This window comes from Thermobaculum sp. T2p (genome assembly GCF_059335935.1).
In genome coordinates this window covers 97,101-116,968 of sequence record NZ_JANZYQ010000002.1, presented here as the reverse complement: position 1 = coordinate 116,968, position 19,868 = coordinate 97,101, and the positions used below count along the sequence as shown (strand labels likewise).

Sequence of the window (19,868 nt, the reverse complement as noted above, 5' to 3'; positions counted from 1 at the left end):
GGGACGGAAAGTTGCCCAACAAGATGATCATATTCGACCTAGTCGGTGCATATGCGATGTTCCGCAAGTTCTATACCAATTCTTCGTCCCTGTCGTATCCCTTCCCGCCGCGGACCGTGCTGGCGGGCCTAATCGCCGGGGTCATGGGATACGAGAGGCAGGATCACAGGAACACTTACGCTGATCACTTGGCGCCTGGTGTGGCGGACATAGCGCTGTCGGTGCGCGTGCCAGTGCGTCGTGTGATGCAGACCGTCAACTACGTGATGACGGAGGGCAACGTGTGGTCCAAGAACGCCGGAGGATTCGATGGCAGCAGGGAACGTACCCTGACTCCGGTGGAGTGGGTCTTCCCGGTGTCAGGAAGACCCCAGCTGCGCTACCGCGTGTACCTCACGCACCGCGATGAAGGTTGGCTGGAGCGCTTTGCAGGCCACTTGCGCTCAGGAGCAGTGTACCCCCCATACCTAGGGATGACGGAATGCCCGGCGGTGATCGAGCCTATAGCGGAGGTCGAGAATTGGGAATTTGAGGTTCGAGAGCAGGTACTACCCATCTCGACCGTGATCAACGCCGAGAAGATCCTGGAGCTGCCGCTGCCGGAGCCCGATATGCAGATCGTCAAGGAGCGCATGCCGATCGCCCTGGACAACGACAGAAGGTTGCTGCAGATAGGCAACTTCGTGTACGAGCAACGTCACAACAGGCCCATCAATGCTAAGGTGTCCGTGCCAGTATTCACCGTCACTTACACCGACCTCGATGGAGGGCAACTCACAGAGCATGGAGTATTTATGTCAGAATGAAGTTCATAGCCAGGCCAGCTGAGATCAGAGGAGGTAGGGAGTATTCAGAGGAGCTCCTAGCAGACCATCTAAGGGTGGTGGCTGAGGCTGCTCGAGATTACCTTATAGGGCCTTGGCCTGAGTCCGACAAGCTCTCACAGATGGCGTGGGTAGCGGGTGCTACCCACGACTTTGGCAAGTATACTACGTTCTTTCAAGAGAAGCTTCCTCCCCTTGAGAAGACTCCCCCCAAGCCCGAGTACACCCACCATGCACCGGTCTCCGCTCTGCTCGGCGCCTACGTTTGTCGACAGCGGTGGCCAGAGGACTCCATGGCGGCCCTGTTGGCTTTTCTGGCGGTATGGAGGCATCACGGTGCTCTAGTAAATCCTGACATCCTCCTACCGGATAAACGCCAGCTGCGGGATAACCCCTTCTACAGGCGCATGATCGGGGGCATAAAGGTTGAGTACGAGGCGATAGCTGCCCAGATAGCCAACATGCGAGGAGAGCACAAGGACCAGATAATCTCCGAGATGCGTGCTCTGGGAGTTCCTGAGGTGGAAGACTTCCTATCTGGAGATGTGATCTCCGGCTTGATGAGAGATCTGTACGGGGCCTATATGGAGCTATTCTTTGCCTCAGAGGATCCGCAGACGATGCGCACCTACTGGCACGCACTGCTGCTGTTCTCGGCCCTGATAGATGCTGATAAGCATATCTCCTCGCGAATTGGCTTGCGAGAGGCGCCCCGTTACGATATCCCCTACCACTTGGTTGAGCGATATGTGCAGCGCATGCGGCAGGAGAACCAGGGTGTGGCTCGAGCCGAGTTGCTCAAGATCAGGGACGGCGTGTTCCAGGAGAGCACGCGCTTCTTCGAGGAAACTCCCCTAGAGAATCTCTTTCCTGGTCTATTCAGTCTCACAGCGCCCACTGGCTCGGGCAAGACGTTGGCAGTGCTGGGAGCTGCCCTCAAGCTGCGGGAGCGCGTCCGGGATACAACTGGATGGACACCAAGGATCATCTACGCCCTACCGTTCACGAACATCATCGAGCAGAACCACGAGGTGATCCAAAAGGTGCTCAGTGAGCTGCCGGAGTACTCAAAGGACCCCATGAGGTACCTAATCAAGCATCATCACCTAGCCACCATCCAGCAGCGCAGTGGCTCGGAGGAGGACGTACCCACGGAGGAGCAGCTGCTCCTGGTGGAGTCCTGGGACTCTGAGATAATAGTCACCACTTTTGTCCAGCTACTTGAGTCCCTGGTGACCAACTCCAACCGTAGACTGAAGAAGCTGCACAACATCGCTGGCAGCATTATCATCCTCGATGAGATCCAGAGCATACCCTATGAGCAATGGAGCTTAGTGCACGAGACTATCACCACGTTGTCTCAATATCTGGGTTGCACCGTGATCCAGATGACTGCCACTCGCCCTAAAATACTCCCCAAAGCCCAGGAAGTGCTGCCAAACCCGGACAGGTACTTCAAGCACCTGAACCGTACGCGGATCGTGCCCAGACCGGACGTGCGGTCGCTTGAGGATCTGCGAGACATGGTGTTTGAGCTTAGTGAAAGCTACCGTTCGGTGCTCGTGATCCTCAACACCATACCCAGCGCCGTGAGCTTCTACCAGCTCCTGGCCTCGCGGGAGGACTTGTCTGGCTACAGAGAGCCTTCCGAGCTGGATAAGCCCGAGGAGGAATGGGATCGCTATTGGGACGACTACTCCCCCAGGGGGCGCATGCTGGTGCACCTGTCGACCAACATCGTGCCTTGGCAGAGACGACACAGGGTAGATGGCCTCGCAAGGATCCTACGGCGACGCAAGGAAGAACTTCGTCCTATAGTCATATCCACTCAGGTGGTGGAAGCTGGGGTGGATCTGGACTTCGATGTCGTCATCCGGGATCACGCACCGCTGGACTCGATAGTGCAGGCAGCGGGACGCTGCAACCGCTCCTGGGCTGCCGATGACCAGCGCCCAGTCTACGTTGTTGGGCTGCGCGATGAGCGGGAGCGCCACCTAGCCGAGCGCATCTACGGGAAGGTGCTCACCAGGAAGATGGAGGCGGTGGTCTCCTCGCCAAAGGACGAGTCTGAGCTGTACGCGGACATAGAACAGTACTTCGCGCTGCTGCCCGATCTCCTGACGGACGATGAATACAGGGCGTACATATGGGCCATGCGCAAGCTCAACTTCCGTGGCAAAGATAATGAGGTCTGTGTCTCGCAGTACCGGCACATCGAGGAGGCGGGCGACTCCTACCCGGTGATCGTCGAATTAGGGGAGATCGGCCGCAGGGCGCTGGAGGAGCTGCTGGAGGCGCGCAAGGCTTACGCCAGAGCTGGCTCGGGGAGCATGGATGAGAGGTTTCAGGCACGTACGCTACTGAGAGATGCCTACAGCCGTCTCGGCGAGTTCGTCATCACGCCATACGCCTACAGGATTCTGGCCAACACACCCCCAAGGCACCCGGAGTTGGAGGACCACTTCTACATCAGCACCGACGACCTGGCGGAGTACTACGACCTAGAGACGGGTTTTAGGCTAGACAAATTGGGGAATGAGGCAGTGATGCTATGAATGAGCAAGTCACTGGAACCTTGGTCTGGCAGTATTTGGTATGTCCTAGGCAAGTGTGGTTCATGTCGCATGCAATAGAGGGAGAGCAAGAACACGACCTGCTGGCAGAGGGGAGGCAAATACAGGAAGAATACTATCAAAGGTCGGCCAAAGAAATATCACTGCCAGGCATGCGCATTGACCGCATCAGGAGGGAGAGGGGACAGCTGGTGATCTCGGAGGTGAAGAAGTCCTCTCGTTACATGCATGCTGCCAGACTCCAGGTATGCTACTACCTGTGGCGTCTGCGCCAGGAAGGTGTGGAGGCCAAGGGAGAGGTGCTGGTACCTGAAGAACGCAAGCGTGAGTTCGTCGAACTTACACCAGAAGCAGAGGGAGAGCTCGAGGAGGTCATGCGAGGTATCCAGGAAGTAATGCAGGCCGATCGTCCCCCGGATGCTCAGAAGATCCGCTACTGCCGAAGCTGTGCTTACGAGGAGTTCTGCTGGGCATGAAGAAGCCGGTCTACATCTTCAACGCTGGCACGCTCGAGAGGGAGCAGAACACCCTGCGCTTCGTCACGGCCGAAGCCAAGCGCTTCGTGCCCGTGGAGACCACGAGCGAGATCCACGTGTTTGGCGAGGTGACGGTCAACGCCAAGCTGCTGAACTTCCTTAGCCAGCATGGCATACCCCTACACATCTACAACTACTACGGTTACTGGGCGGGCTCGTACATGCCGCGGGAGCAGTACGTCTCGGGCTACATGACCCTCCAGCAGGCGGCCCACTACCTGGATGAGGCCAAGCGTATGCAGCTTGCCAGGGCGTTCGTCGGAGGGGCCCTAGAGAACATGCGGAAGGTGTTGACTTACTATGCACGACGTGGGGCTGATCTTGAGGAGGGCATCGCCGAGCTTGAGATAGCGGTGCCGCTCCTGGAGACGTGCCGCACCACGAACGAGCTGATGGCCGTGGAAGGACGCTGCCGAGAAGCCTACTACGGCTGCTGGGATGAGATCTTCCGCGGCGACGAGTTCAGATTTGGTAGTAGGACGCGCAGGCCGCCGGAGAACAGGGTGAACGCCCTGCTGTCCTTCGGCAACAGCCTGCTGTACGTGACGGTACTGAGCGAGATCTACCGCACCCACCTTGACCCACGCATAGGCTTCCTGCACACTACCAACCACCGCAGGTATACCCTCAACCTTGACGTCGCTGAGATCTTCAAGCCTGTAATAGTCGATCGGGTGATATTCAGCCTCGTCAACCGAGGGGAGATCAAGGCGAGCGACTTCCGAGCAGACTCCTCCGGGGTGTTCCTCAACGACCATGGGCGGCGTACCTTTGTGGAGGCCTACGAGGAGCGGCTTAAGGACACTTTCCAGCACCCCCGCCTGGGGCGAGCGGTCTCCTATCGTAGGTTGATACGCCTGGAGCTTTACAAGCTCGAGAAGCACCTCCTGGGCGACGAGCCCTACGTGCCGTACGTTAGCAGGTGGTAGGTATGTTCGTGATCATGGCCTACGACGTGGGCGTGGAGAGGGTGAGCAAGGTGCTCAAGGTGGGTAGGAAGTACCTCGTGCACATCCAGAACTCCGTGCTAGAGGGAGAGCTGTCGCAGGCACAGTACAGAGCGCTGCTGTCGGAGGTGCGCAGGGTGATCCGCGAGGACACGGACTCCGTGCGCTTCTACGTCCTGCGCACCACCCAGTACATGCGGGTGGAGGAGCTGGGCACCCCCCGTCGTGAGGAGGGCAACTTCCTATAGCTAGGGTAGGTTAAGTTCATTGAGGTGGCCAAGAGCGGCACGCATGTAGATCACGACTACCCCCAGAATCATGAGGGTCAGAGCCGGTGCCCAGGCCCAAAGGGTGTGGCCATCGGCCAGCGGCCAGCCCCATAAATATGGTCTTCTATCCGGCCCCATACCAACTATAGTACAGAGCAGCATATAGGCGGCAGGAAGGACGGGGGCAACTACAGATCCGAGCAGCCCGCGGGCTATTAGACATAACCCCATGTAGCCTACGAGGTTGCGCGCCGTGGCTATCCCGAGCCCTCCATCAACGTGACTTGGTGGCCATAGACAGGCCAGGCAGAACAGGCCGACCACGCTCGTTCCGTAGACCAGGTCCAGCAGCCAGATGGGACGTGAGGCCACCCACTCTTGCCGGGCATCGCCTGAAACCCATCCCCAGGACACGTACACGCAGATGGCCAACGGCAACCAGAGCGCAAGCGGTATGGTCAGGCCATAGCTGCCCAGCAGGCTGAGGGCCGGCACAGGAGTGTTCCCAAACAGTAGGCAAGCCATCCTGATCGCGGCTAAGCAGGGCAGGGATCCCCAGATGTGCCGTGTGCGGGCCCAGTACTTCATCGCATGCTTCCAACAGGAGGTGTCACCGCCTGACAATCCTCGATATGCTTGGCAGCGCTCCGGAACCATTCCAGTTGTTGCTCTTGCGTCCGTTGCCTGACTAGCTCGACCTTCTCCACTGTACGTGGATTGAACCGCTGCAACAGCTCCGTCCTCGGCATACCCGCCGTAGCAGCTAGCCAGGCCTGCGCGCTCTCCTCGGCGTCCGCTCCGGCCCATATCCAGCCTCTTGAGGCGGTCACACAAGCTGGGGGCGGGGGCAACAACAGGTTGGTCATTGCATAGACGATGTCCCAGCTCTTCATCTTAGGATCTAACGCGAATCCTCGACGGTAAACCACTGGCAGATCAGACGGCAAGTAGCCCTCCTGCCAACTAGATCGTGGGGAAAGACCTGCATTCCACCACCTGACATAGGCACGGTGTGCGATGGGAGCTACCCTGGAGATAAGTTGGCGGTGCTCGGGCCAGAGGCATATTCGTGGATTCGTCCCGGCACACACCTGCACCTCCACATCCCTGGCCACCACAGGATCGGCATTCAGGCTACGCACGCTGGCGACTCCCGCCGACGCCCCGACCAGCAGACAGACGACCGCCAGCACGGCGGCAAGAGCACGCGACCCGATGACTATCATGCAGGCTGCCGCCGCTGCTGATCCCAGCGCCAGGAACAGGGCCCCTGCCACAGCATGGAAGTCGATGGTGCTGCTCAAGCTGCAACAGCTATCCCACACCCCAGTGAGGTGTCGCAGCCACAAGGGCTCAAGCGATGCGGGCATGGCCATCCAGACGTAATCCAGCACGATCAGGCTCGGTACGACCACCACGGCGGGCAGTAGCAGCCCAAGAGCGAAACCTACCAGCGTGTGAGCAGCAAGCACCAGGGTCTCCGGCAGAAGTATCCCCCAAAAGGGCATGGGAGAACCCTTGAGCAGCCCCGGCCACATAGCGGCCACGAACACGCACAGAACCCCAACCAGCCACACGGGTAGGAGGGCGTCTACCACCACCCAGAGGCGTGGCCTCGCCAAAGGTAGTTTCCACCACCCAGTCCTTCGCAGCCGGCCAGCTTCCCAGGCAGCCGCGGCAGCGCACAGCGGGGCGATGAAGGGCATGGCTATAGTGGAGAGACCTGTGATGGCCACGGAGTACGGAGGTAGCGCGTCGAGGGAGTCCGTATCCAGGCGGTACGCCGTCGCGGCAAACGCTAGCAGCAGTGGTAGCAGCCAGACCAGGGGGCAGGTGCGTAGGCGCGCCGAGAGCCGCATCAGTCCTCCTCCCTGACCAAAAGGGAGTACGCGGCCTCCGCCTCCCTGTCGTTACCCTCTCCTAGCCGTAGGAAATCACCTACAGCACCCTCAAACACGATCTTGCCAGAAGCCATTACGGCAACGGTGTCGTACAGCTGTGAGAGGTCGTCCACCTGGTGCGTGGACACTATCACGTGGGACCCTAGCGACAGCGCGGCCAGCACCTCTCCGAACCTGGCCCTCTGAGCTGGGTCCAGCCCAGCCGTAGGTTCGTCCAGGATCGCCACCTGAGGGGAGTGCACCAGTACCTGTGCCAATCCTAACCTGCGCAGCTGACCTCCAGAGAGGGTGCTAGTCTTGTCTTGCAGCCTCGATGATAGGCCCACAGCCTCCAGCGCCTCCCCCGCCCTCTGCCACGCCTCGGTTCTGGAGAGACCCTTGAGCCAGCCTGCGTAGGCTACCTGCTCGCGCGCCGTCAGCCCCGGCACAGCCCTGATCTGCTGGGGCATCCAGCCTACCAGCCTCCTGTACCCGCGCAAGTCCCTCCGTGACCTGGTGTCCAGCTCGCCCAGCCTTACTCTGCCTGCAGAGGGCCTGAGGGCGCTGGCGCACAGCGACAGCAGGGTGGTTTTACCAGCACCGTTGGGACCGAGCAACACAGTACGCCCCTCGGGTACTTGCCAAGACAGCTCTCTAAGAACCCAGCGTGATCTCCAACCGTAGCGGAAAGACACATCCTCCAACTCCAACATCGAACCTCCAGCGCCCGGCCGAAACTATAATCTATATATAGAATGCACGCGCTATCTATTCGTTACAGCCTAGTACCTGACCTCGACGTACTCCACGTCTATTTGGTGCCCAAACGTCACGCCGTTGATCTGGACGATGGTAAAGTGGTAGTTGCCAGTGCCCTGTACCCCGTAGTCGCCTAGAGCCCTGCTGTGATAGCAGTACAGCGTGCGCTGACCCTTGTTCTGGTCGGGCAGGAGCGAGCGCTCGCGGGTGAGCTGCACGGTAGCGTTCTCCCCCGATAGGTAGGGGGCGCTGTGCTCGGTGCAGTTGGTGAAGGCGACGGTGGTCTTGTTGTTATCATCTAGCCTCTTCTCCCAAGTCCGGGAATCAAAGCCCGTGGAGGCCATGGAGATGTAGGAGTGCCAGTACCCCTCAGCGTAGGCCGCTCCGAAGGCGGCCAGCAGTAGCCCCAAAGCCAGGACTATCGCTAGTTTCCTATACATTTTGGTTCCTCCTGTGCCGTGATAGGAGGAGTGTAGCATGTCAATAAAAAATGCAACATGTACATGTATATGTGTATAAGGATGCACGGGCACGCCTAGGATCGTGCTCGGGCATTTGGAGCGCTCTCGCCATCACGTGGGCAGAGACCTGCGCGCTGGGTTGGTCGATATGTGCTAGGAACGAGACCTCGATATCACAGATCCCCTGTCCGAATTGCCGACTTAATACACCATCGAGTTGCGGTAAGATGGTCGCTGACTGCTGCAAGGAGGTATCGATATGTTCACGTTGGAATCCTACGTGCGGGGGCTGGAGGTGGATACACCCCGCAGGTACCGCTTCAGTGCCAGAGGTACGCGCGAGGCGGTGGAGTGGCAGTACGCCTTCCGACATGCCCTGAGGCGCGCCCTGGGGTTGGAGATCATAAGGCAGCGGGTGCCAACGGCCCCTCCGAGCGCCCAGCGCCTTTCCGTAGAGCAGATGGAGGATCACGTGCGCGAAGATTGGCTGCTAGAGACAGAGCCGGGTGTCTTGCTACCGCTATATCTGCTGAGACCCTTGGAGGTGCATGGACCTTTACCCTTGGTGATCACCCCGCACGGGCACGAGCCGGGAGGCAGGCAGGCCGCCGTGGGCATAGCCCAATCCGAGGAGATACAGAGGGCCGTGGACGAGCTAGAGCAGGACGTGGCCCGCCAGGCCGTGCGACGAGGGTACCTGGCGATCGCTCCTGGGATGCGCGGCCTCTGGGAGATGCGCCTGCCCGACGACCTCCAGCAGGGGATCTTCAGCTCCTGCGCCCGCCTGCAGTACCGGGCACTGCTCTTCGGGAGGACGCTGCTGGGGGAGAGGGTGTGGGATATGATCCGGCTGCTTGACTGGGCCACCGGCAGGGAGGATGTCGACCCTAGGCGCATCGCAATCACGGGCAACTCAGGTGGTGGTACGGTTTCACTATTCACCGCTGCGGTGGACGAGCGGGTGGGCGTTTGTGTGCCCAGCTGCTACTTCTGTACATTTGTCGATTCCATAGGGCTCATCGAGCACTGCGCGTGCAACTATGTGCCAGGGTTGCTAGGCTTGGGGGAGATGTCCGACGTAGCGGGACTAGTGGCACCCCGCCCGTTCATGGCCGTGTGTGGCGAGGAGGATCCCATATTCCCGATAGAGGCCACGAGGAGGGCCTTTGAGGAGTTGTGGCGGATCTACGATCTTCTTAAGGCAGGTGATCTGTGCAGGCTGAGCGCACAGCCTGGAGGTCACCGCTACTACGGAAGGGACGTCTGGCCCTTCTTGCACGAGGTGTGGGGCGTGTAGACCTGCTCGAGCTCCGCGCGTCGGCTGGAGCGCTCGCTGATGCAGCGAGCGCTCCAGCGCAGCCCTCCCGCCGTCAGGCTACTCTGGAACTCGGGGTGGTCGATGTCGGAGCTGCCCGATCCCTCCACTTTCCCTGGGGCGGTAGCCTGGTAACCGGCACGCCTGGGCAGGCGGGACCGATGGTCGCGCCCTCCCGGGACCTTTTGGCCACTGACTCCGGGAGATCTCTCCCCCTATACTAGCCTAAGTCACGTTTGCAAAGGAGATGACATTTTGAGAGGACGCATTTTTTGGAAGGGCATTCTCCTGATCATGTGCCTCCTGCTCTCGACGGCGATCTCCGTCCGCCCCTCCGGGGCGCTGGACACTCAGGAGGTCGAGTTCCTCAGGTTGATCAACGCCCATCGCGCCGAGCTGGGGTTGCCTGAGCTCAAGCTATCTCCCAAGCTGACCAGGTCTGCAGAGTGGATGAGCCAAGATATGGCCAACAAGGGGTACTTCTCGCACACCGACTCCAAGGGCAGGGATCCTTTCGAGCGCATGGCAGACTTCGGCTACTCTTACAACACCCCCAAAGGCGAGAACCTGGCGCTGGGATTCGACTCTGCCGAGGCCGTGTTCCGTGCTTGGATGAACTCCTCAGGACACAGGGCGAACATGGAGCGCTCATACTTCAGAGCCATAGGGATAGGTCGCGCCTATAGCTCCACTTATGGCTGGTTCTGGACGACCGATTTTGGAGGCCTGCGCGATACGATCGCTACCGCAACTCTGTCGGGCCACTCAGATAGGGTGGATGGGTGGTACGTGTACGCTCCCGAGCATAGCGTGGTAGTATCGGGCAGGGTGATCGGCAACTATGCTGGTTGGCAGGTCACGCTGTATGTGCAGCGCCGGAGTTACGAGAACGGTCGCGTGGTGTGGAGGAGTTATAAGAGCGCACAGGTAACATTGTCGTCCAGCTCCAACTATCGGAGAAGCTTCTCGCTGCCCGTCGGAAGCTACAGGATAAGAGCAGTGTTCCCCGGCAACGGTCGGGATGTGTTACGTGCGGTCAGCCCGTACCACTACGCTCTAGTACGCTAGATAGCTCCGCTTTTATACTACGGTATGCTATAAGCTGTAAAGCTCGAGATACTGGAGGTGATGGCAGTTGAAGCTGGAGAGGCTGAGGAAGTGGCTGGTTTACAGGCTGCTGCAGGTGATGCCCCCGCGCAGCCGCACCGAGGTGCTCTGGGCCCTCCAGGCGGCTATGCGGGGTAGAGCGATCCCCAGGAGGGAGCTGGATTGGCTGATCGCCGCGTTAAGTCTGGGTGAGATGCGGCTACGTAACGCCATGGTCCCGCGGATAGACGTAGTGGCCGTGGAGGAAGATGCAGGACTGAGAGAGGTGGTCTCGAAGATGATCGAGCACGGCAGGCGCAGGTTGGTGGTGTATCGCGAGACCATAGATTCCCCATTGGGCGTGGTGCACGCTCTTGACGTGCTTGCCGCGCTGGTAAGCGGGAAGCAGGTACGCGCCGCCGACCTCGCTCGGCCGTGCCCCGCGTTGCCCGAGTCCCTGCCTTTGCCCGAGGTGATAGAGGTGATGCGGAGCCAGCGGAGTCAGCTGGTCGTGGTGGTAGATGAGAGAGGGGAGTTAGCTGGTATAGCCACCCAGGAAGATGTGCTAGAGCAGCTCACGGGCCCCCTGCCCGATGAGTACTCCAGGGAGGACGAGAGGATGATACGGGTGCTGCGCCCCGGTGTGGCTATCGTCCGCGCAAGCACCGGGATAGCGGACGTGGAGAGGGCGCTTGGCATCAAGATGCCACACGCAGATTTCGTGTCGTTGGGTGGCCTAGTGTACGAGAGGCTTGGCAGGGTACCTAAGGAGGGAGATGTCCTTGAGCTGCCAGGTGTGAGAATAGAGGTGCTGTCAATGGATGGTGCCAGGATTAGGGAGCTGAAGGTAGAGGTACCGTCCATAGCAGGTAGTCGCTACCCCGAACCCCCAGAGGAGTCCCTGCGCCGCTTGGAACTCCGGATCGGCCGGGACGTGGTCTGTGGCACCGATGTGATCGGTAAGCTCTCTAAGGTGGTCATCGACCCCAATGCCGGCAAGATCAGCCATCTGGTAGTAAGTAGCCGGTCAGATGGCAGCAAGCTAGTGCCCGTGGAGATGATAGAGCGTGAAGAGGAAGGCTACATCTATCTCAGGGAAGATTGCGCCGGAGGAAGCCTAGCGACCTATAACCCACAAGCTTATGTAAGCGCTATGGGAGGCTGGAGCTCGGAGCGCACAGCCTACTCCTCAGAAGAGGCTGTCTACTCGCTGGGCGCAGCACCTAGTGAGATACAACACTTGCCGGCCTTCGATCACGGTACTACACCCCCCATGAACGGTGCCCCAGGAGTTGAGATCGGGCGTAGTACCATCGTGAGGTGCCAGGGTGGCACCCTGGGACGGGTCGACCTGGTGCTGTTCGACAGAGCCTTCGGTGGGGTGACGCACGTGGTCGTGCGTAGAGGTATCGCGGGCATGCTGGCTCCCAGGGATATTATCGTGCCGCTTAGCTGGGCTAAGAGCATCACTTCCGAGGAGATAGAGCTGGCAGTAAGCTGTGAGGAGGTCGACCTGCTCCCAGAGTACAGGACCGACGTTGAGATCCTAGCAGACATCTATCAGGCTCTGAGGGACGATCAGAGGTTTGAGGGCGTCGACTTCTACGCCCTACACGTGGATGTGGACGAGGGCATAGTCAGGCTAAGAGGGCACGTACGTACCCTGGAGCTGAAGCAGGCGGCTGAGGAGATAGCCTGGAGGGTACGAGGCGTACTGGGTGTAGACAACAGCCTGGTGGCAGATGAGGAGATAGTACAAGCGGTTACCGCAGCGATCACCCACGATAGCAGGCTCAACGTACGGGACCTGCGCGTGGTCTCCCTTCTGGGCGCGGTTGACCTGGAGGGTAAGGTGGCTTCTGAGCAGGAGAGGGAGATAGCCGCAGAGGTGGCTCGAAGGGTGCCGGGGGTACAGGGAGTAGCCAACTATCTGGAGGTGGAACAGCCAGGAGCCTCCGATCTAGTTACAGGTCCAGTCGATGTTTAGAACATCGTAAGCCCCATGGGCTGCGGGGCGTCTCCGCTTAGAACTGGTCGATCCCGCCAGCAAGTGATTCATGATAGGGCGGGCCTCAACAGTCCCTTTGAGGCCCGTGTGCCCCTTGGAGCAAGATGGCTGCAGGATCGATGTAAGCCTCTGGACATTGCCAAGTGTGATCCTAACGGTAAGCTAATTCTCCAAGTCTTGTCACCCGGGACTTGAGCCAGGGTGCGTGCTCGGGGTAATATCTCCAAGGAGTTGTGCAAGGAAAGGAGATTGCTGATGCTGGAGGACGCCTACCTGGGTTTTGCTGGCGAGCTAAGATGCAAGGCCGATCCTTTGTTCGAGGCGATCTTTGCCCATCCGTTCGTGCGAGGCATAGCTACCGGCAGGCTAGCTAGCGATCAACTGGCTCACTACGTGCAGCAGGACTTCCAGTACCTGACCGTTTTCTGCCAAGTATACGGGTTGGCGATCTCCAAAAGCACTCGGCGGGAGGATATAGCCTTCTTTAACAGCCAGATAGGCTTCATCCTAGATAGCGAGCACCATCCACACCGCAACTTCGCGAGAGTAGCGGGGCGCACCGTTGAGGAGCTGTCAAGAGCAGATGTGCTCGCCCCGACGGCACACAATTACACCCGCCATATGCTCTACGTCGCTCACAGTGGGACGCTGGGGGAGCTGCTGTGCGCACTCTATCCTTGCCCCCTAACCTATTGGGAGATAGGTAGAAGGCTCCTTGAAGAGGTGCGCCCGGACGATACTCACCCCTTCAAGGAGTGGATAGAGTTCTACGCCAGCCCGGCTATAGGGGAGATATGTGGGGAGTTCGGCCGGAGAATAGCTAAGCTCGCTGAAGATGCCGGTGGCGAGGAGAGGGGCAGAATGGAGAAGCACTTCCTCACGAGCTGCCGCATGGAGTACATGTTCTGGGAGATGGCTTACCGTCTAGAAGGTTGGCCGGTGTAAATACGCATAGAGATATGAGGAGGATGACATGCCGATAGTTGAGAGCCAGAGAGGGGACACCTGGAACATTCTAGGAGGCAGGTTGGCCTACGTGCTGCGCAAGGATGAGGACGGTCAGCTGCGCAACGTCCACTTCGGGCCACCGCTGGAGGATCAACAGGAAGTGCTCGGCAAGGCTGCCAAGTTCACAGGCCCTTTCATGGGAGGTTTGGGTCTGGAGTATCCCGTATGGGGGGCCTGTACTTCGAGGAACCATGCTTGCGGCTGCGCTTTGCGGACGGCAGCAGGGGAGCCCTGCTCAAGTACGAAGCCCACGACTTGCGCCGGGAGAGCGGGGTTAGTTGGCTCGAGGTCTCCCTCAGAGATCCCGAATACCCTCTAAGAGTAAGGTTGTGTTATGGAATGCACGAGGGCTACGACATCATCGAGCGATACGCGGTTGTGGAGAACATCGGGGAAGAGCCCGTGGTGCTGGAGGAAGTGCTATCGGGCACCTGGCACTTACCCCTGGGCGGGAACTATTTCCTAGTGCACTTGGCGGGTCGCTGGGGGGCAGAGACCCAGGTGATCGAGGAGTCGATCACGCCTGGCAAGAAGGTGCTTGAGAGCCGCAGGGGGCACACGAGCCATTTCGCCAACCCTTGGTTCGCTGTCACTCGAGGTGAGCCGCGTGAGGAGGACTGCGAGGTCTGGTTCGGCGCACTGGCCTGGAGCGGCAATTGGAAGCTCGCGATCGAGGCCGATACCGCTGGTAGGACGCAGGTATCCGGTGGCATCAACGACTTCGACTTCTCGTGGGTGCTGGATCCTGGACAAAGTTTTCAAACACCTTCCTTCTTCGGTAGTTTCACCTCCCAAGGTATTGGGGAAGCTAGCCGCATCCTCCATCGCTTTGAAAGAGAGAGGGTACTGCCCAGAGAGTTTGCTGATAGGCCTAGGCCTGTCCTCTACAACTCCTGGGAGGCTACAGGCTTTGATATCAACCAGGAGAATCAGTCGCGCCTGGCGGAGATAGCCGCCTCGCTGGGGGTGGAGCTGTTCGTGGTGGACGATGGCTGGTTCGGCGCCCGCGATAATGACCGCGCGGGCCTCGGCGACTGGACCCCCAGCCCCAGGAAGTTCCCCCAGGGACTAGGTCCTCTGATAGATAAGGTCAAGTCCCTGGGTATGCAGTTCGGATTGTGGGTCGAGCCGGAGATGGTCAACCCGGACAGCGACCTGTACCGTGCCCATCCCGACTGGGTGTACCACTTTCCCAAGAGACCTCGCAGCGAGAGCCGCAACCAGCTGGTGCTCAACCTAGCGCGACCGGAGGTGGAGGAACACATCACCCGAGTGCTGGACGACCTCCTGACGGAGAACGCCATCGACTTCATCAAGTGGGACATGAATCGGCCGTTCTCCGAGCCTGGCTGGCCGGGGCTACCCACCGAGCGACAGCGCGAGATCTGGGTGCGACACGTGCAAGCGGTATACAGGATATTGCGCACCCTCAGACGGAGGCACCCGAACGTGGCGTTCGAGTCCTGTTCGGGGGGAGGTGCTAGGGCGGACCTAGGGATCATGGCGCTGACCGACCAAGTGTGGACCAGCGACAACACCGATGCCTACGATCGACTGTGGATCCAGGAAGGCTACTGCATAGCCTACTGCGCGCGCACGATGATGTGCTGGGTCACCGATTCCCCATCACACTTCTCCAACCGCGCGGTGCCCTTGAGGTTTCGCTTCCACTGCGCGATGATGGGCGGGCTGGGCATCGGCGGTAACCTCTTGAAGTGGTCCCAGCAGGAGCTGGAGGAGGCTCGCAAGTTGGTGGCTAGGTACAAGGAGATCAGGCACGTCGTGCAGTTCGGAGACCAGTACCGGCTGTCTTCCCCGCGCAGCAGCGATGTGACGGCCGTGCAGTACATCTCTCCCGACCGCCGGGAGTCGGCCTGCTTCGTGCTGCGGCCGGTGCACCGGCTGATGGCGCCTATGCCGAGGGTGCGCCTGCGCGCGCTCGATCCCGACGCCACCTACGAGGTGGAGCCGCTGGGTGTGAGGTTGAGGGGTGACGTGCTCATGCACCACGGTCTAGAGCTACCGCTTTGGGGGGATTGGGCGAGCGAGCTGCTGTGGCTCAGGAGGATCTGAGCAGGCGCTCGACCTGCAGCGGCGCGAGCGCTAGTATCGACATGACCGCCGCTCCGCCCACTGCCATGGGCAGCGCCCCCAGGGGGAGAGCGACCAGCGGGTGCTTGCTCCAGAGCCAGATGGCGCTCAGGGCGGGTAGCGCCACGGTCGCCAGGAGCAGGAGGTTCACCGCACCGCCCACTGTGCTGGCCGTGAAGCTCGCCTGCACCCTGTTGTCCTGCCCCTCGAGGCGGGGCCATGTCGCGCTCACCCACAGCAGCGCACCGGAGAGCACCACCGCCAGCAAAGCGGTGTCCGCGGCAACGTAGACCACCGTCAACGGATGCACTCCTGCCCACAGCCCGTACGCGAGGTCCAGCCCCACGGCAAGCGCCAGCGGGGGGAGGGCTGCGTAGAGCCACTTGCCTAGGAAGACCTCGCGCGAGGAGATGGGGCAGAGCGCGAGCAGGTAGAGCGCTCTGCCCTCCCGGTTGATCGCCGGCAGCGCAAGCGTCATCACCAAGAAGTACAGGCCAAGGTCTATAGTCCCGAAGACGAGCCAGCTCTCCGTGCTGGAGGCGCTCGATAGGCTGCGGTAGATGCCGAAGCCAAAGATCACGAGCGGGTAGATCAGCCTCACCAGCTCCTGCGGGTCCCGTCGCAGCTCCTTCCAGTCCTTGGACGCCAAGGCCCACCAGCGCGGTCGACGGACGCCCATGGGCCGCAGGGGCCTGACGCTAACTCCCCGTCTGCCCGAGGTCGCCTCCTGGAAGGAGGCCCAGCCAGTCTCGAATGCCCTCACGGAGAGCCACATCCCCAGCGCTCCCGCCACGAGCGCCACGCCAGCCATTCCCAGCAGGTAGGCGACTGCCCGCAGTTCGTCGCCTTCTAGGGCTAGCAGTAGCACCTGCCCTGGCCAGCTCGTGGGCAGGTTGCCCAGCAGCCCGACCACGCGAGCGGACCCCAGGGCGCCATAGGTCTGAGAGGACGCCAGCAGCTGCGATCCCACATAGTACGCTAGCCCCAGCCCAGCTCCCAGGATAGACGCCAGCGTGCGGGCCCTAGCGGGCGGGACCCAGCGGAGCACGGCCACCGTCAGGAGCGTCGCCAGAGATAGCGGCACTGCGGGCAACAATATGGCCGTCATAACCCCCAGAAGCCAGTAGCTCCATGAGGTGTGGGAGCGTAGCCCGAAGAGGAGGACGACGGTCGCAGTAGGCAGTAATGCCATGCCCAGCGCGCCAAGGTACGAGGAGATCAGCTTCTCCAGCACCACCCACCAGGAGGGCACGGGGGCCAGGAGGAGCAGCCTCAGATCCCCCCTGGAGGTCAGCGACCTCAGCATCCCAGGCACCGTCAGGAGGAACAAGAAGGTCACCCCGGCCGTTGAGAGCCATAGGAGGGTAGGTCGCAGATAGCTCTCGCTCCGCGTCCCACTAACAAGCGGGGCCAAGGCCAGCAGCATCGCGGCGGCCACGCACAGCAGAGCCACGGCCGCGCCCGCCGACCCTGCCCAAAAGGTCCAGGATCTGCCCCCGGGCGATGGCCTGCACAGCATCTTGATCCTTACCGACAGAAGGGTCCACAGGTAGCGCCACATGCTCTACGCCTCCTGAGTCAGCCGTAGGAAGACGTCCTCGAGCGTGGCGTCCTCCCCAGCCCTGGCCGCCTCCCTGAGCTCCTCCAGCGATCCTTGAGCCACTATGTTCCCACGATCGATTATGGCCACGCGATCGCATATCCCCTGGGCCATCTCCAAGATATGGGTACATATCAGAACAGTTTTGCCCTCATCGGCCATATCACGGAGGACGTCCTTTAGCAGGCGTGCGCTGCGGGGATCAAGGCCTACGGTGGGTTCGTCTAGGTACAACACCTGGGGATCGTGCACTAGCTGCCCACACAGAGCCGTCTTCTCGCGCATACCCCTGGAGTAGCTGCCTATCTGGGCATCCGCGACCTCCTCAAGCCCAAACCTGTGCAACAGGTCATCGACCTTAGAGTGCACGCTACCCGACACCGAGTACAGCTCTGCCAGGAGGGTGACGAACTCCCTACCGGTGAGCTTATCGTAAAGGAAGGGATCATCGGGCACGTAGCCTATAACCCTCTTCACCTCCAAGGGCTCGCTACTCAGGTTATGGCCGCAGACCGATATGCATCCAGCATCGGGGCGCAGCAACCCAGTGAGCATGCCCACCGTGGTGGTCTTACCAGCACCATTAGGCCCAACAAACCGAACACCTCGCCGGCGTACAGAGTTAGATCTATGCCGTTCACAGCTATCTTGTTCCCAAAACGTTTGACCAGCCCTTTGGCCACCACGCATTCTTGCATTCGGGTATCTCCAATAGCCTGCGATCACGGGCATTTTAGCTAGGCATCATGCCCTGCGTAAAGCTCGCTAGTTGCGAACATCACCCCATCGTGACATCCGAGCACTACTACCATAAACACCTGTAGTCCAATACCGCCAAGTAATGATATAGCTATCTAGCGATGGAGATGTATCTGACGGTCTTCCATCGATGTGACCTGGCGCAAGCCGTTATTGGCTTGCATGGTTGGCACGAGACTCGCTATGCTTTGGTAGCTTTTACATGAGGGAGGGCGTATGGAGACGCGGAGGATAGGTTCGCTGGAGGTGTCGGTGGTAGGCTTGGGCTGCAACAACTTCGGCCGCAGGCTGGACTACGAGGGCACCAAGAGGGTGATCGATGCGGCGCTGGAGGCTGGCATCAACTTCCTGGACACCGCCGACGTGTACGGTGGAGGCCTGAGCGAGGAGTTCATCGGCAGGGCGCTGGAGGGGAGACGCGACCAGGTGGTGATCGCCACGAAGTTCGGTAATCCGATGGAGGGGCAGGGGCAGGGCGCGAGCGCTAAGTACGTGCGGGTGGCTGCTGAAGCCAGCTTGCGCCGTCTGCGCACTGACTACATCGACCTCTATCAGCTACATAGGCCGGATCCAAGCGTACCGATCGAGGAGACGCTGGGCGCCTTGAACGAACTCGTGCGCGAGGGCAAGGTGCGCGAGATAGGCTGTTCCAACTTCTCTGCTGAGCAGCTGCGGGAGGCCGAGGATGCTGCCAGAAGCGCTAACACAGCGCGCTTTGTGAGCGTGCAGAACCACTACAACCTGCTCCATAGGGAGCCGGAACGTGAGGTCCTTGGGGAGTGCGAGCGGTTAGGGATAGCTTTCCTACCTTACTTTCCGCTCGCTAGCGGCCTGCTGACGGGCAAGTACCGCAAGGGACAGCCCCCTCCCGAGGGCACCAGACTAGCTTCCCGAGCAGACGCGCTGCGTGAAGATCTATTAGACCGTGTGGAGGCTCTCATAGCCTTTGCGGAATCACGTGGGCACGACGTATTGGACCTGGCGGTATCTTGGCTGCTATCCCGTGCGGTGGTAAGCTCCGTGATAGCAGGCGCTACCAGCCCAGAGCAGGTTAGACGTAACGTCGAGGCCTCTAGGTGGCAGCTATCCGACGAGGAGCTGGAGGAGATAGACCGTATAGTACCTCTTGGAGAGAACCTAGCATAGCTGATTTGACCTCGACCTTCCCAGATGGGACAATAACGATCAACGACGAGTATCTGTCGAGACGACGTTTGGGAGGTGACAGCGTTGGAGGATTCACAGAGCCAGTTAGGCCCCCTGGTGCAGGTAGGTATAGTCGTGAGGGATATAGAGACGGCAGCAGATAGATGGGCAGAGGTGTTGGGTCTACCACGTCCAGAGGTGATCACCACGGACCCAGTGGAGGTGTCTCACACCGAATACATGGGAGCTTCGACTCCCGCGCGCGCCAAACTGGCGTTCTTCCACTTAGGGCAGGTGTCTATAGAGCTGATAGAGCCAATGGGCGGCCCCAGCACATGGCAGGACCAGCTGGGAGAACACGGCGATAGCCTCCATCACGTTGCCTTCAGGGTGCAGGGCATGAGGGATGCGATGGAACGCCTGAGCTCTCAGGGGATAAGGTTGCTACAACGCGGGGACTACACCGGCGGGAGATACGCCTACCTGGATGCCAGAGAGGCGTTGGGGACCATCCTCGAGCTGTTGGAGGACGACCAAAGCCCCTAGCCGTTCTTCTAGGTGCACACCTAGAAGAACGACCGATACCTCCTATCTGCCCCAGGACGT

General features: G+C 60.2%; 21 protein-coding genes. 13 read left to right on the top strand and 8 right to left on the bottom strand.

What is annotated here, in order from left to right:
* Positions 1 to 11 precede the first annotated feature (11 nt).
* Genes cas5 through cas2 form a run of 5 tightly spaced genes read left to right on the top strand, consistent with a single transcriptional unit; the run spans position 12 to position 5,128 of the window.
* Positions 12 to 806, top strand: a complete 795-nt coding sequence (gene cas5 / locus N2245_RS01040) for a CRISPR-associated protein Cas5 (protein WP_494534873.1) — start codon at positions 12 to 14, stop codon at positions 804 to 806.
* Positions 803 to 3,379 carry a CRISPR-associated endonuclease Cas3'' gene (locus N2245_RS01035; RefSeq protein ID WP_494534872.1) on the top strand — a complete coding sequence of 859 codons (2,577 nt, stop codon included), beginning with the start codon at positions 803 to 805 and terminating at the stop codon, positions 3,377 to 3,379. The genes cas5 and N2245_RS01035 overlap by 4 nt, the downstream gene beginning before the upstream one ends.
* Positions 3,376 to 3,873: a CRISPR-associated protein Cas4 gene (gene cas4 / locus N2245_RS01030; protein ID WP_494534871.1), complete on the top strand. Its 498-nt coding sequence runs from the start codon at positions 3,376 to 3,378 to the stop codon at positions 3,871 to 3,873. The genes N2245_RS01035 and cas4 overlap by 4 nt, the downstream gene beginning before the upstream one ends.
* Positions 3,870 to 4,862: a type I-B CRISPR-associated endonuclease Cas1b gene (cas1b, locus tag N2245_RS01025; RefSeq protein WP_494534870.1), complete on the top strand. Its 993-nt coding sequence runs from the start codon at positions 3,870 to 3,872 to the stop codon at positions 4,860 to 4,862. Before cas4 ends, cas1b begins: the two co-directional genes overlap by 4 nt.
* Positions 4,863 to 4,864: 2 nt before the next feature.
* The gene (cas2, locus tag N2245_RS01020; protein WP_494534869.1) at positions 4,865 to 5,128 is read left to right on the top strand and encodes a CRISPR-associated endonuclease Cas2; all 264 of its coding nucleotides are present in this window, start codon (positions 4,865 to 4,867) and stop codon (positions 5,126 to 5,128) included.
* Here cas2 and N2245_RS01015 read toward each other — a convergent pair whose 3' ends face one another.
* The 4 genes from N2245_RS01015 to N2245_RS01000 form a co-directional block, all read right to left on the bottom strand.
* Positions 5,129 to 5,737 carry a hypothetical protein gene (locus N2245_RS01015; protein ID WP_494534868.1) on the bottom strand — a complete coding sequence of 203 codons (609 nt, stop codon included), beginning with the start codon at positions 5,735 to 5,737 and terminating at the stop codon, positions 5,129 to 5,131.
* The gene (locus tag N2245_RS01010; protein ID WP_494534867.1) at positions 5,734 to 7,008 is read right to left on the bottom strand and encodes a DUF7224 domain-containing protein; all 1,275 of its coding nucleotides are present in this window, start codon (positions 7,006 to 7,008) and stop codon (positions 5,734 to 5,736) included. Before N2245_RS01010 ends, N2245_RS01015 begins: the two co-directional genes overlap by 4 nt.
* On the bottom strand, positions 7,008 to 7,742 hold the full coding sequence (locus N2245_RS01005) for an ATP-binding cassette domain-containing protein (protein ID WP_494534866.1): 735 nt from the start codon (positions 7,740 to 7,742) through the stop codon (positions 7,008 to 7,010). The genes N2245_RS01010 and N2245_RS01005 overlap by 1 nt, the downstream gene beginning before the upstream one ends.
* A gap of 69 nt (positions 7,743 to 7,811) precedes the next feature.
* Positions 7,812 to 8,228, bottom strand: coding sequence for a hypothetical protein (locus N2245_RS01000; RefSeq protein WP_494534865.1), 417 nt, complete (start codon positions 8,226 to 8,228; stop codon positions 7,812 to 7,814).
* A 280-nt stretch (positions 8,229 to 8,508) separates the two neighbouring features.
* On the opposite strand from N2245_RS01000, the gene N2245_RS00995 reads away from it, so the two are divergent.
* From N2245_RS00995 to N2245_RS00970, 6 genes are all read left to right on the top strand, one after another.
* Positions 8,509 to 9,546 carry an alpha/beta hydrolase family protein gene (locus tag N2245_RS00995; RefSeq protein WP_494534864.1) on the top strand — a complete coding sequence of 346 codons (1,038 nt, stop codon included), beginning with the start codon at positions 8,509 to 8,511 and terminating at the stop codon, positions 9,544 to 9,546.
* Between the two features lie 273 nt (positions 9,547 to 9,819).
* On the top strand, positions 9,820 to 10,632 hold the full coding sequence (locus N2245_RS00990; protein ID WP_494534863.1) for a CAP domain-containing protein: 813 nt from the start codon (positions 9,820 to 9,822) through the stop codon (positions 10,630 to 10,632).
* Between the two features lie 67 nt (positions 10,633 to 10,699).
* Entirely contained in the window at positions 10,700 to 12,637 is a 1,938-nt protein-coding gene (locus N2245_RS00985) for a BON domain-containing protein (RefSeq protein ID WP_494534862.1), read from the top strand.
* Positions 12,638 to 12,931: 294 nt separating this feature from the next.
* Positions 12,932 to 13,603: a thiaminase II gene (tenA, locus tag N2245_RS00980; protein WP_494534919.1), complete on the top strand. Its 672-nt coding sequence runs from the start codon at positions 12,932 to 12,934 to the stop codon at positions 13,601 to 13,603.
* A 28-nt stretch (positions 13,604 to 13,631) separates the two neighbouring features.
* Positions 13,632 to 13,985 (top strand): hypothetical protein, encoded by a 354-nt coding sequence (locus N2245_RS00975; RefSeq protein WP_494534861.1) that lies wholly within the window; start codon positions 13,632 to 13,634, stop codon positions 13,983 to 13,985.
* Positions 13,868 to 15,739, top strand: a complete 1,872-nt coding sequence (locus N2245_RS00970; protein ID WP_494534918.1) for an alpha-galactosidase — start codon at positions 13,868 to 13,870, stop codon at positions 15,737 to 15,739. Before N2245_RS00975 ends, N2245_RS00970 begins: the two co-directional genes overlap by 118 nt.
* Here N2245_RS00970 and N2245_RS00965 read toward each other — a convergent pair.
* The 4 genes from N2245_RS00965 to N2245_RS00950 are packed head-to-tail and all read right to left on the bottom strand — an operon-like array spanning position 15,726 to position 18,055.
* Positions 15,726 to 17,183, bottom strand: coding sequence for a putative ABC transporter permease subunit (locus tag N2245_RS00965; protein WP_494534860.1), 1,458 nt, complete (start codon positions 17,181 to 17,183; stop codon positions 15,726 to 15,728). The genes N2245_RS00970 and N2245_RS00965 overlap by 14 nt on opposite strands.
* On the bottom strand, positions 17,155 to 17,316 hold the full coding sequence (locus N2245_RS00960) for a hypothetical protein (RefSeq protein WP_494534859.1): 162 nt from the start codon (positions 17,314 to 17,316) through the stop codon (positions 17,155 to 17,157). Before N2245_RS00960 ends, N2245_RS00965 begins: the two co-directional genes overlap by 29 nt.
* 5 nt (positions 17,317 to 17,321) lie before the next feature.
* A complete protein-coding gene (locus N2245_RS00955; RefSeq protein ID WP_494534917.1) occupies positions 17,322 to 17,912 on the bottom strand; it encodes an ABC transporter ATP-binding protein in 591 nt (196 codons plus the stop codon).
* Positions 17,852 to 18,055 (bottom strand): hypothetical protein, encoded by a 204-nt coding sequence (locus N2245_RS00950; RefSeq protein ID WP_494534921.1) that lies wholly within the window; start codon positions 18,053 to 18,055, stop codon positions 17,852 to 17,854. The genes N2245_RS00955 and N2245_RS00950 overlap by 61 nt, the downstream gene beginning before the upstream one ends.
* A gap of 277 nt (positions 18,056 to 18,332) precedes the next feature.
* On the opposite strand from N2245_RS00950, the gene N2245_RS00945 reads away from it, so the two are divergent.
* Positions 18,333 to 19,262 (top strand): aldo/keto reductase, encoded by a 930-nt coding sequence (locus N2245_RS00945; RefSeq protein ID WP_494534858.1) that lies wholly within the window; start codon positions 18,333 to 18,335, stop codon positions 19,260 to 19,262.
* Positions 19,263 to 19,346: 84 nt separating this feature from the next.
* On the top strand, positions 19,347 to 19,808 hold the full coding sequence (locus N2245_RS00940; RefSeq protein ID WP_494534857.1) for a VOC family protein: 462 nt from the start codon (positions 19,347 to 19,349) through the stop codon (positions 19,806 to 19,808).
* Positions 19,809 to 19,868 lie beyond the last annotated feature (60 nt).